Source organism: Rhodococcus sp. YL-1 (assembly GCF_001942025.1).
Classification (GTDB): domain Bacteria; phylum Actinomycetota; class Actinomycetes; order Mycobacteriales; family Mycobacteriaceae; genus Rhodococcus_F; species Rhodococcus_F qingshengii.
The window spans coordinates 4,210,544-4,224,377 of sequence record NZ_CP017299.1 but is presented as its reverse complement, the minus strand read 5'-3'; the positions used below and the strand labels follow the sequence as shown (position 1 = coordinate 4,224,377).

Below are 13,834 nucleotides of genomic sequence, written 5' to 3'. Positions count from 1 at the left end.
AATGTTCGATTCAGTCTCCAACGTCAACGACTATCTATCCGAGCATTGGCTTGCCGAGGTCTTCCCCAACAAGCTGAAGGATCTTGCGAAAGGATGGAAGGAACTCGCTTCCCAGGGCAAGGACACTCCCATAAAGGGGCTGTCGACGATCAGCGGTAGCTATCTGACCACGCTAGGCAAACTGCCCGAGCCAACTCAGACGGATTATGTCGCATCGGTGACAGACCTTCATCGAATGCTGCTCAGTGCAGTCGGTTTCGATAGTGCCGAAACCGTTCTCGAAACTTTCCAGGGTGAAACTCCGATCGCCGTCCCGCTGTTAGGGCGCTTCGCCAGTGCTACTGCAACCGATGCTCTGCAGATCCTGCAGGCAGTACCGGCTATCGACGCCGATGGCCTGTTCTCGGCGGATGCAGAACTTATTTCCCCCCTGCAACTGTCGATCACGAGCGCAAAGATTGAGCTGCTGGGATCAGTATCGAAAGCTGTCACGCAGCTTTTTGTCAGTGACAATGCTCCGCGATATCTCCTCGTGGTTGCGGGTAGCGTCGTGCTCCTGACTGATGCGGCTCGCTGGTCTGAGGGCCGGTACCTGGCGTTCGATATTGCAACGGCATTGGATCGACGTGACGAGAAAGCGACTGGCGAGCTCGCACACCATGCTGGTCTCTGGTCTGCTGACGTGTTGCTCCCGAACGATGATGGTAAGACGGCGCTGGATGCCTTTACCGAGGATTCCGAGAAGCATGCAGTAGGTGTCAGCGAGGATCTTCGTGAGGGACTTCGTATTTCGATCGAGAGGATTGCCAACGAGGTTCTTGATCAGCGCCGTGCTGGGGGCCGGCCGGTCAATGGCATCCCCGAGCTCCCGCGGGAATTGACGATTCAGTCGTTGCGCTTTCTATATCGAATCTTGTTCCTACTCTTCGCTGAAGCGCGCCCAGAGCTTGGAATTCTGCCGGTCGGAGCGCCCGAGTACGGATCCGGCTACGGCCTTGATCGCCTGCGCGAAATTACCCAGGTGCCGCTGACAGGGAAGTCGGCTGGCGGGCACCACCTGCATGAGTCCCTGAATCTGCTGTTCAGGCTCGTGAACGACGGGCACGGCGCTGATAATCGAAATGGCGACGGCCTCGTGTTCGAAGCGATGCGTTCAGACCTATTCGATCCCGCTCGTACGCCGTTGATTGACGACGCGAAGATCAGCAACAAGGTACTGCAGGAAGTGCTGACTCTCCTTCTGCTGTCGAAGCCTTCGAAGAACAAGAACAAGCAGCGTGGTTACATCTCCTACGCGCAGCTCGGTATCAACCAGCTGGGTGCCGTCTACGAGGGGTTGATGTCCTACTCGGGCTTGATCGCAGATGACGACATGGTCGAGGTCGCGAAAGACGGCAATGCAGACAAGGGCTCATGGCTAGTGCCGTCCACGAAGTCGGGAGATTACGACGCTGGCGATATTGTTTGGCGTGAGGATCGCTTGACGGGGCGGAAGGATATCGTCCGACATCCGAAGGGCAGCTTCGTTTTTCGGCTTTCAGGTCGCGATCGACAGCGTAGTGCCTCGTATTACACGCCAGAAGTGTTGACCAAGACTGTGGTTAAGCATTCGTTGGCCGAATTGATCACGGAGGAGACGACTGCTGCCGACATTCTCAAGTATCGGATCTGTGAGCCAGCGCTCGGCAGTGGCGCCTTTCTGAACGAAGCAATCAATCAGCTTTCTGCTGAGTATCTGACGCGGCGCCAGAATGAACTCGGCGACCGCATTCAGCCGGAGAACTATGCGACAGAGCTGCAGAAGGTAAAGGCTTACCTTGCCTTGCATCGAGCCTACGGTGTGGACCTGAACGCGACCGCTGTTGAACTTGCAGAGGTGTCGCTTTGGCTCAATGTGATGCACAAGGGACTTCAGGCGCCATGGTTTGGTTTGCACCTTCGTCGAGGTAATTCCTTGATCGGTGCACGTCGCGCCACCTACGATTTCACCTCGCTTGGGCGTGCAAAGAAGAGCTGGTTGAAGACGCCTCCGACGGATAGACCTTTGGCTGAAGGTCCAATCGGTGATGGCGAGATCCACCATTTCCTTCTGCCTGCTGATGGATGGGCGGCCGTAGCTGACGCAAAGCAAGCCAAAGAGCTGGCGCCGGAAGCGGCTGCAGCACTGAAGAAGTGGCGAGCAGAGGTAACGAAGAAGCCGAGTGCGAAGCAGCTCGATCGACTGCGTGCACTTTCGCGACGTGTCGAACGGTTGTGGGAGCTCGCCCTGCGGCGCTTAGAGATCAGTGAACGAGAAGTGTCACGGCACATTGACGTGTGGGGTGCCGAGATCCCTGCGGTACAGACTGCCGCAACGCGTGAGCAGGTCGAGTCAGAGCTGCTTGATCCCGAAGGTCCATATATGCGGCTGCGGTTGGCCATGGATGTCTGGTGCGCGATGTGGTTCTGGCCATTGACTGGGTCGGTTGAGGATTCTGACCACGACGACGATCACCACCCCGGTCCGCCAAATCTGGACGAATGGATGACGACGCTCGAAGAACTCCTTGGTGCCGATGGACTGCGCAAGGGCGCGACGGATCAGGGCATGTTTCACGAGACGGTCGAGAGCTTCGATCAACTGTCAAAGATGGATGAGCTTGAGCGCAGCTTTTACGGGATGCGGCCTGTGTGGCTGTTAGTTTCGAATCATGAGTGGCTCGGAACGGCCCGCAATATCTCAGATGGCCAAGGGTTTTTTCACTGGGAACTTGATTTTGCTCCGATTTTTCGAAGGGGCGGGTTTGACGTCCAGGTTGGAAACCCGCCGTGGGTGAGGCCAGACTGGTGGGAGTCGACGGTCCTGTCCGAGTTCGACCCGTATTTCTCGCTGCAGTCGAACATTTCAGAATCTGTGATTAATGCTAGACGAATGGATGTTCTTCATTCGAGTAGCGCCCTCGATCAATATCTGGGAGATCTAGCAAGCTGGGCCGGCGCAGCTGAAAATCTCGGTTCAAAGGTCGAGTACCCGACGCTTGCAGGGGTCCGGACGAACCTCTACATGAACTTTATGGAGAGGGTATGGCGAAACTTGGGTGGCGGCGGGATCGCAGGTTTGATCCACCCCGAGAGTCATTTTTCGGATCCTAAGGCGGGTAACTTGCGAGCGGAAACCTACTCGAGATTGCGTCGGCATTGGCAGTTTCTCAATGGGCTGTTCATGTTTGAGGGAGTTAGCGATAAGATGGTGTTTGGAATCAGCATATATGGCTGCGTTCAGGAACCAAATTTTCTGCAGATGTCCTACTTGCAGAATCCGCTGACGCTTGAAGCGTCGCTCGTGGCGGCCAGTGATGGGGAAATTCCGGGTATACAGTATGCCTGGGGCGGATGGGACTTTCGTCCACATTTATCTCGGCTGGCACAAATTGATAGAGAGACGCTCACGGATTGGGTAAAGCTCTTTGACGAGCCAGGTGTGCGTGCCGAACAGGCCCGGTTGCTTCGCCCATTGACTCGTGAGCATATCGAAATTCTTTCTGTTTTCTCTGCTCACAAATTGCGGTTGTCTGACATCGGTTACCGGTGGTCGAGTTTATGGAATGAGAAGACATCAAAACAGGATGGCTATATCGAATGGAAGAGTGGGAGGCCTGAAGTTTGGGGGGATGTAGTTTATCAGGGTCCGCATTTTACGGTGGGAAATCCATTCGCTAAAGAGCCGAATGAAAATTGTAAGAATAATAGTGATTACGCGCTGTGGGATCTTGAAGAGTTGTCCGAGTCGATGATCCCTCGCACGAATTATCAACGTGCTTGCGATCGTGAGGCCTACGATGCAGGAATTCCTGTCTGGGGCAAGAATCCGGCGATTGACTACTGGAGGGTCGCGTGGCGAGACATGACCCAACCGGGCCTCGAAAGGTCGTTGCATGCTGCATTACTTCCACCAGGTGCTGCGCATGTCCATACGATTCGGTCAATGGCAGTCGGCGCGGGTGTCGGCAAGGGCGACCTGGGCACGAACTTCGCGCCGTCTCTCTTGAATACTGCGCTGATTGCGGGACTGTTGGCGTCGCTCCCTTACGACTACCTGATCAAAGTTAGTGGTACCTCGGCTGTCAATATGGAGTTGCTTAAGCGTGTTCCGGCGCCGGTCAATCACGCCGCCTATCGGCTTCTGCTCTTACGTACGCTTCGCCTGAACTGCGTAACGCAAGATTATGCGCCGTTGTGGGAGGCTCTGTTTCAGGCCTCGTTCGAGACCGATTCGTGGACGGATGCACGCGTTGCCATCTCGTCGATCGGGGTAGCGCAGCGGACGTGGACTATGGATACCCCGCTCAGAACCGATCTCGAAAGGCGTGCTGCGTTGGTCGAGATCGATGCGTTGGCCGCGCTCATGCTGGGGCTCACGGCTGAGCATCTGGGACTCATTTTTCGAGCGCAGTTTCCGGTGCTCCGTAAGTACGAGTATGAGATGTATTTCGACTCACGAGGTCGAAAGATCGCGAAAGATCATCATGCGCAGGGGGCGAAGCAACAGAAGGAAGACTACAAACTCCTTCAGGAATATTTTGACGGTGAAGACAGTGGAGATCTCCTCGACCGTTACAAGCCTTTCCCTCCGGACGACAACCACGATGAACCTTGGTTCTACAAGCCTGACCGTGAAGCTGAGATGCGCATTGCGTACGCCGAGTTTGAGCGGAGGCTTGGGCTGAATGGTTAAGGATTCCTCCCCGACCTTTCCGTCGCTATTGGCGGAGGAAACGCGGGACTCGATCACCGAGTACCTATCCACCACATTCTCGCTGGCAGATGTCAACGCGGGCAAGGCGCTCAGTGAGTTTCTACGTGACCCCGAGACCGGGATCTTCCGTGGTCCATACCTCAAGCTCCGCACGCCGTACCAACAAGTGGCGAAGAGTTGGAAGTCGCCTCTGGAATGGATGCCTAAGGGGTTTCAACCTTTTCAGCATCAAGCGCAGGCATTCGATCGACTCTCAACACATGGGCGAGGCGCGCAGCCAACGATCGTGACCACGGGAACAGGCTCAGGTAAAACTGAGTCTTTCCTGGTGCCGCTTCTTGACCACGCCCGACGATCGACAGCTCGGGGTGAGCGCGGGATCAAAGCGATCATCCTGTATCCGATGAACGCGCTGGTCACTGACCAGGCTCGTCGCTTGGCGAACTATCTCCACGACGATCCTCAGCTCAGTGAGGTCACCGCAGGTGTTTACATCGGTGGTGAAGGCCGACGTAGGACTCGAACCCGCAACCAGCTGGTCGACCACCGCGACGAGCTGCGGAAAAACCCGCCCGACATACTGCTCACCAACTACAAGATGCTCGATCTGCTGCTGCTTCGCGCAGGCGATAAACCATTGTGGGACAACGCTGCTGCGACACTGCAGTACCTTGTACTCGATGAGTTTCACACATACGACGGGGCTCAGGGAACCGATGTAGCAATGCTCATTCGCCGGCTCGGCGCGCGGACCGGAGTGGCTGAGGATGGACGGCCGCTGGGGCGTATCACTCCCGTCGCAACATCCGCGACACTTGGTGGAGGTACTCGCTCAGATGAACTGCGAGAGTTCGCTGAAACAATCTTCGGTACCGAGTTCGCACCCGAATCGCTAATCACCGAAACCTCATTGTCCGCTGCGGATGTGGTGCCGCACGTCGACTTTGGCCTCGAGATTCCCTCGGTCGACACGATCCTGGACGCTCCGGAGGTAGATGCCTCAGTCACCGGATCATGGGAACCGTTGGCGCGAGCCGTGCTTCAGCCCTCGGTGGAACCTGGTGCGCACGCGGCTGAGATCGACTACGCCGACCCGGTAGAAATTGGCGAAACTCTAAGGACTCATTTCCTGACTCGCGTCGTGATTGACACTCTTGGTGGTGAGCCCCTCACACCGGCTGATGCCGTCGCGAGGATCACCCAGGCTGGTGTGCTGCCCTGGGGCGTGCATAACTCGACAAAACCTCTCGATGTGCAGCAGGCGCTGCTCAAGTTCCTTGCGTTGATGTCCGTTGCGAGAATCAAGGATGACAACGGCAACCTGTGGCCGATGATCAACGTTCAGGTTCAGCTGTGGGTACGGGAACTTACCCGCATGCTCCGAAGTCTTAGTCGTGAAACCAGATTCGACTGGTGGCACGACGGGCTACCAACCGAAGGCACGTTTCTGCCTGCGGCACATTGCCGAGTGTGCGGACACTCCGGATGGATTGCAACGACAACAGAACTCGGTGATGAGCTCGGCCATGATCCCGTCACAATCTGGCGAGACAGTGCCCGGCTGACCACCCGATTCAAAACACGCGCCCTGCTCCTCGCAGATGAAAGTGACAAAGGCGTCAGCTACCTCGACCCAGATACGCTTGAAATCGGGTCGGTCCCGAGTGCGAATGCTCTTGCGGTCCATTGCACTCCAGACGAAAAGGCGGCATTCGATCAGGCATGCCCCTCGTGTGGCGCGAAGAACGCAATCCGATTCATGGGATCGAGTGTCGCCACGCTCCTGAGTGTCGGGCTCACCAGTGAGTTCGGATCCACGCTTCTAGCCGATAGCGAGAAGAAGACCCTCGTTTTCACCGATTCGGTGCAGGACGCCGCACACCGTGCGGCATTCATTGAGGGTCGCGCGTTCCAATTCAACTTTCGATCCGCTCTGCTGGGCGCGACTCACGGCGAGCGGACAACTCTCAAGGAAACCTCCGATCGACTTGTCGCGGACATTCCCGTCGATCAGCTTTACTCGATCACTCCGCCGGACTTTGTACGTCGTACAGGAGTCGACGGCGCGTGGTTGGAGAACGATCCTAAAGGGTGGATGCGCGAACTGTTGGGAGTGCGGATCGCCTTCCAAGCGCAACTGGAAGCAGGATTGAATGCCCGCGTGGGTCGTACGCTCGAGCTCACTGGCGCGATGGCCGTCGATGTTGACGTTGATCTGCCGCTGTTTTCGCAGCGCGCTCATGACATTCACCAGAACCTGCCACAACTGAGCCTGAGTCTTGGAGGGGGGCCGTCGGGTCAGCTCAGTCTCGAGATGCCTGACCAGAGGCCGCAACAGCTCGAGCTTGAATCTGAGTCCGTGGGCGGCCCTCGCTATGACATCTGGATCTTGGGGTTGTTGGAGCATCTTCGGGTGAACGGTGGTGTCTTCCACCAATGGCTATCGCGCTACATCCGCGATGAAGGTAGGCGCTGGTCGATTTGGGGCGGTAGCGCTGAGGGAATGCCAAAATTCCCGCTTGGGCGACCTGCTCCCGGCTTTTTGACCACCGGTGCGGCTGGTGATACAGACTTCATGGCGGTCAATCCTCGGGGTGAGTCCTGGCTGACCGATTGGACGAGGCGGTGCCTTGGAGTGACGGCGCCTGAAGCTAGAGCGCTACTCGCGGACGTGGTCGACTCTCTCGCAAGCGAAGACGGGCCACTCGAACGACGCAGTGGCGAAAAAGGATCCAAGGTTTACGGCATCACGCCGGACCGGATCATTCTGGACCCCAATGACATTGCTCGGTTGCAGTGTCCGATCTGTCATCACGTGCAGCCCAGCTCGAAGCAGCGGGAGTCACTGTGGACCGGGGCTCCGTGCCCACGAATGCGGTGCCCGGGCACTCTGAGTTCAGTCGAGATGGAGTCCGAAAACTTCTACCGGAAGATGTATCAGTCGGGGCGCATCCGGCGCATCGTCAGTGCGGAGCACACCGGACTTCTCGACCGGGAAGAGCGAGAGGAAGTGGAGGCGCGCTTCAAGAGCGGCGGCTCGCCTGTTGATCCCAACATCCTCGCGTGTACGCCGACACTGGAACTCGGAATCGATATCGGCGATCTGAGTATCGTCGCACTAGCCTCGCTGCCACGGTCTACCGCGAGCTATCTTCAGCGGATCGGACGTGCCGGCCGTTCGACAGGCAATGCGTTCGTTCTCGCGGCCGTGCCTAGTTCGCCGCGCGACCTCTACTACTTTGCCCAGCCAGGCCACCTGCTCGCCGGTGAGGTGCTGCCGCCCGGTGCGTACCTTAATGCGACGGAGTTGCTCTACCGCCAGTTCTTCGCCTTCGCGTTGGACCGCCTCGCAACTGGTGGTCTCGGCGTTGTACCTGTGATGCCACCCAAGCTCAGCGCAGCGTTGAGCGGAGGTATGGCGGATGGGGCGTGGTTGCGTGCTGTGGTCGACGCTGCGACTGCGGACGCTGACTCTCTGAGCGCAGAGTTCCTTGGGTTGTTCGGTAAGAAGCTTGTGCCGGAAGCGCAGTCCGCGGTGAAGGACTTCGCTGGCGGAGGGCTCCGTGAGAGCGCGGCGCGAGTAGCGCTGGCGTGGCAAACGGACTCTGACGAAATTCGCAGCCGTCTCAACGATCTCGCCAAAACCGTGGCGGAGATCGACAAGCATGGTCATCTCGACGACAAGCAAAAGGATGACCGCAAGCGCTGTATGGGAGAGTCGCGAGCACTTGGCGATCAACTACGTGAGCGGGGACGTCAAGAGACGTTGACAGGCTTGAGTGGGGTAGGCCTACTACCGAACTACAACCTGCTCGACGATTCCACGACGCTCGACGTGCACCTCTGGTGGACCGCAAACGAGAATGACTCCCCAGAGCCGCAAGCACTCGACCTCACCTACGAACGAAGCAGCAGTAGCGCACTCACCGAGTTGGCGCCGGGCGCGTTTTTCTACGCCAGCGGCAAACGAGTGGAGGTCGACGCCGTTGACGTCGGGCCGCTTTCGCAACCGCTGTGGGCCAACACCAGGTTGTGCCCGTCCTGTGGATGGGGGACAACTAACGCGTCGGCGCCGTTGACCGCATGTCCGCGATGCCACAGCTCGGCAGTGACCGATGCCGGTGCAGTGCATAAGGTTCTGCCATTGCAGCGGGTATCAGCGGTGCACCGGCTCGACGATGTTCTGATTGACGAGGACGCTGACGACAGAACCAAAACGTACTTCGGGCGTGTCACCGGGGTTGATATCGACCCCGCGGACATCGTGGACGCCTGGAAGCTGAAAGAGACGGTCTTCGGCGCCGAGTATGCACGTTCCGCGGTAATACGTTCGATCAACGTCGGGTTGGGTGATGTGCCTGGCAACGAGACGATCATTGCCGGCGAGACACTGTCGGCAGCAGGATTTACCACGTGTTCTCACTGTGGCGTCGTGGCCAAGAAGGCGACCGAAAAGGATAAGGCTCGCCACCGGGGCTACTGCGCGACCAGGCGGGGGACAGCTGAAAAATGGGAGAAGCTGCTGCTCTCTCACGAACTGAAAACGCAAGCTGTCCGGCTGTTGCTGCCGGTTTCGTTGTTGCATTTCGAGACGACGATGACGTCCTTCAAGGGAGCGTTGCTACTCGGACTGCGGCGAGATTTCGGTGGCGACCCTCAGCACCTTGCGGTTGTTGCGTCGAGCATGAGCGACGGTATGGGTTCGGTGAGGCGCTTCCTTGTCTTACATGACACTGTCCCGGGCGGCACCGGCTACCTCGACCGCTTCGGGCAGCCTGAACGGTTGCGGTATATTCTCACCCTCGCGCGGGATGTTCTTGCGGCATGCCCGTGCAGACTCGAAGGCCGTGCCGCGTGCCACCGATGCTTGTACGGAGTCCTTCAGTCTCGTGAAATGCCCAATGCATCAAGAGAATCGGCGTTAGGACTGCTCGACAACTTCCTTCAAGATTGGGATGTCGAGAAGATTCCGACCGTCAGCACAGTGGACATTGCCAAAGTTCAACTCAGCGAACTGGAACTGCAGTTCCGAGAGGCACTCAAGGAACGGATTGCGTCTCGAGAAGGATGGTCAATCGAAGCCGCTATTGGTTCCAAGGGGGAAGAGCTTGACCTGCGACTTGCGAATCCCGACGGAGAGCCTCGGCGGTGGCGTATGCGACCGCTGGTTGACGTCAGAGCAGGATCGATTGCGACGCAACCGGACTTCCTCCTGACACGAAGCGACGCGCAGGGGTGCGACGTTGCGGTGTATCTGGACGGCGCGAAATTCCATGCGAGCGTTGAGCACAACCGAACCGATGACGACGCGATGAAGCGGGATGCACTGCGTCGCGACGGCCGGCGAGTGTGGTCGATTTCATGGGACGATGTTCAGGCCTTTATTTCAAATTCTCTGAAGGCTGCAGTTCCGGACCTTGTTCACCAACAGATACAGAATACTGCGAGTGTTGGCATCGATGATCCCCGTTTGAAACTGTTGTGGGGCAATCCGATCGACTTTATGATCGAGTACCTGGCTGATCCCGACGCTGCAGTGTGGGGTGATGGCGCCCAAGGGACCGTATTGGCCATTGTGAATCCGGGAAGACACGGATCGGATGCACCGATTATGGTGAAACCGGGTAGCTTCGACGCGAGCCTGAATTCATTCCTCGGTGGCGCCAAGGCGGATTCGGAATCAGATGGAACCGTCATGCTGGTACCCCGTACAGGCTTGAGTGGATTGCCGCTGATCGTGGTTGCAGATCCCGCGGACCACGTTCCCACAACGGGAGTGCTCAGCGTGCTGGACGATCGCCACACAGAGGTTGGTGGTCCCGAGCACGCTGCGCGATGGCGTGAATGGCTGCGATGGGCGAATGTTCTGCAGTTCCTCACCCTTCCGCGTTTTGGGCATCAAATGCCGATGCGGATGGTGGAGATTTGGACTCGACGGTCCGTTGATCCGTTGGCTCAGTCGCACATTCCTCTGTCGGCTTCTGCGCAGTCCACAACCGCCGGCCAGATCGCCGAGCTAGCGCCTGAATGGGCTGTTGTTCGGGACTACACAGATCCAGTCCTTGCGAAGCTGATCGAGATTATGGCGGCAGCCGCCATGGATGTGCCAGAAGCCGGTGCAGAAGTGGGCCCAGACCAAAGTATCTGGCAGGTTGAACTTGCGTGGCCCGCTGCAAAGGTTGCCGTCGTCGTTGATATCGACGACGACCGTGACAAATGGCTCGCGAAGGACGGATGGACAGTACAAACCGTCGAGGACGAGAATGTTCCGGATACGCTTGCCCGCGATCTGGAGAATGCCGTGAATGGGAGTAGCAAGTGAAGACACACGTCCTGATGCATGACCTGTTTCAAGACTCCTATGACAGCCTCGACGGCAGCGTGCGCAGTCGTGTACTCAGTTTCATGGTGAAGTTGCAGCAGGACCCGGATGCAACCGGGTTGGATTTCAAGATCCCGAAGCTCGCAAAAACCAAACACGTGCGTACCGCTCGGGTCACTGACAACTATCGTGCTGTTCTCATTGCTGCAGGGGAGGATTCGGAAACCAGCACGTTGTACCTCGTCGCAGTGAAGAAGCATGACGACGCGTACGAGTACGCCAGCAAGCTCACGCTTCAGGTCAACCCGAAGACTGGCGCGGCCGAGCTGTTCGACTCATTGGCCCTTGACGAAGCCGTGGGCAAAGCGCGACAGGTTCAGCAGTCGACCGACACCGTCAAACCTTTGATGCCTGCGAAGGTCAGTCAGAAGGACCTGGAACGATTTGGCGTCGAATCCGAGATTGCCGAGCAGTTGAAGAAGGTGTCCGACGAGGACACCCTGGAATCTATTGTTACTGCACTCCCTTCGTCGCAAGGCAGTGCTGTGCTTGATTTGGTGTACGGCAAGAGTCCGGATGATGTGTGGGCAGATCTCGTCGTTGATGAGCCTGGTGAAGTCGACGTCGAGGATCTCTCCGCTGCGCTGCAGCGACCGCTGTCACGACTGAGCTTCACAAGCTTCGACGGTGAAAATGAGGACGAGCTTCGGGCAGTTCTCGAAGGAGACTTCGCGAAGTGGCGCGTGTGGCTGCATCCTCTTCAGCGCAAACTCGCGACGCACAAGGGATGGAACGGCCCCTTCCGTGTTACGGGTGGAGCTGGCACAGGCAAGACCGTAACGGCGATTCACCGCGCGAGATTCCTTGCTCGACAGCTCGATTCGCAAGAAGCCGCGACGAAGGTTTTGTTCACTACATTCACCAAGAACCTTGCGCGGACGATCGAATCGCAACTCAAGCAGCTGGCCGGACCCAAGGTCCTGGATCGAGTTGATGTGGTCAACATCGACGCCTTGGCGCGGCGCGTTGTCACAGCATCGGATGCCGGACGCATTGCAGTCGCAAACACGAAGTTTGTGTCGTCCGATAGTTCCGAGGTGAGAGAACTGTGGTCTTCCGCTGCACTGGTTGCCACGGGAACCTGGGACGCCACTTTCTTGGCCGATGAATGGTCGCAGGTTGTCTTGGGCAACGCGATTGTCGATGAAGCCGGCTATCTCAGAGTGCCCCGAAGTGGTCGGAGTCAACGTCTGAGCCGACCTCAGCGCGCTGACGTCTGGAAGGTGATCGAGCAATTCGAAAGCCTGATGCGGTCCCAGGGTCTGATGACCTTCACACAGCTGGCCTCTCAAGCAGCCGCAACTTTGCTGTCTGACTCGACGCTCCGGGACCAGCTGGGGTATCGACATGTTGTGGTAGACGAGGCGCAGGATCTTCATCCTGCCCATTGGAAGCTGCTACGAGCGTTGGTGCCTGCGGATAGCGACGACATGTTCATCGTTGGTGACGCCCACCAACGCATCTACGGTCGACCGGCACCGCTCTCTCGCTTCGGAATTGAGACGAGAGGCCGATCGCGTCGCCTCACAATCAACTACCGAACATCGAAAGAAATTCTGCAATGGTGCTTAGGCGTCGCAGACACTGAAGTCGACGACCTCGATCTGGCAGCGGACACCCTCGCGGGCGCACGGTCAGTCTTTGGAGGGCCGGCGCCTGAGGTCCTCGTACGCAAGAACATTGGGGACGAGAACAAGGGTCTTTCTGTCCAAGTGCAGAAATGGGTCGGAGAAGGCTTGAATCTCTCCGACATCGCAGTCTTCGCGTTGGACAAAGACAGCGTTAAAGACCTAGCTGAATCTCTCCAATCCTCGGGCATCCAGAGCGTCATCGTGACCGACCGGTCAGACGAGGACAAGAGTGGAGACGCAGTCCGAGTGATGACGATGCACCGGGCGAAGGGGCTGGAGTTCCGTGCAGTTGCAATGTGCAGGCTCGGCGAAGGCGAGTTCCCGCCGTTCTACGTCAAAAGATTGACCGGGGTGGATCGGGTTCAAGGGGAACTAAAGCTGCGCCGGATTCTTTATGTCGCGGGCTCGCGTGCTCGGGAGCAACTGGCACTGTTCGGCACAGGGAAGATTTCCGACTTGGTGGAGAAGCATTGTGAGTGAACTGAGTCCGGAGCTAGAAGGTGTGCAGACTCCAGGAACCTGGCGAGTTTCGGACGGTACTGCTGTCCAGTTCAAGGACGCCACGTCGGCGTGGGCTGATGCTGCTTTTGACGTTCTCGTGGACGTTGCGTCGAACTATCACTCGTTCATTACCTACAAGGATCTTGCCGAAAAAGTTCAGGCGAGCACCGGTATTCGGAGCCGCTCGCAGATGCGGAACTGGATCGGTGGTGTGCTCGGTCAGGTCGTCGACCGAACCGCCGCCGAGGAGCTACCATCGCTGACTGCATTATGTGTCAAGCAGGATCAGAGTGTTGGTGATGGGTACCGCTACGTACTCGAAGTCGCTGGACTCGAGGTCCCGGAAGACCTCGATCAACACGCAGCTGAGGCGCGACTGGAGTGCTACAAGTACTTCGGTGCTGCTATCCCCGCAGAGGGCGGCGTCCCGGCTCTACCGCCGGCGATCATTGCCCAGCGGCGGAGAGCGAAACCTCAACCAGAACCAATTGCTGCCTTGTGTCCGACCTGTCGGGTTCAGCTGCCGCGTTCGGGTGTTTGCGACGATCACTAGCCTGCTCGAATCGTTGCTAGAGGGGCGTGGCA

At 57.8% G+C, this 13,834-nt stretch carries 4 protein-coding genes; all 4 read left to right on the top strand.

Annotation, left to right across the window (positions count from 1 at the left end):
* The first annotated feature begins 1 nt into the window (after position 1).
* The 4 genes from BH682_RS19550 to BH682_RS19535 are packed head-to-tail and all read left to right on the top strand — an operon-like array spanning position 2 to position 13,802.
* Positions 2-4,714, top strand: a complete 4,713-nt coding sequence (locus BH682_RS19550) for an Eco57I restriction-modification methylase domain-containing protein (RefSeq protein ID WP_075833825.1) — start codon at positions 2-4, stop codon at positions 4,712-4,714.
* Positions 4,707-11,057: a DEAD/DEAH box helicase gene (locus tag BH682_RS19545; protein WP_075833823.1), complete on the top strand. Its 6,351-nt coding sequence runs from the start codon at positions 4,707-4,709 to the stop codon at positions 11,055-11,057. Before BH682_RS19550 ends, BH682_RS19545 begins: the two co-directional genes overlap by 8 nt.
* A complete protein-coding gene (locus tag BH682_RS19540; protein ID WP_190287642.1) occupies positions 11,054-13,228 on the top strand; it encodes a UvrD-helicase domain-containing protein in 2,175 nt (724 codons plus the stop codon). The genes BH682_RS19545 and BH682_RS19540 overlap by 4 nt, the downstream gene beginning before the upstream one ends.
* Positions 13,221-13,802, top strand: a complete 582-nt coding sequence (locus tag BH682_RS19535; protein ID WP_190287643.1) for a hypothetical protein — start codon at positions 13,221-13,223, stop codon at positions 13,800-13,802. The genes BH682_RS19540 and BH682_RS19535 overlap by 8 nt, the downstream gene beginning before the upstream one ends.
* Positions 13,803-13,834: the final 32 nt, after the last annotated feature.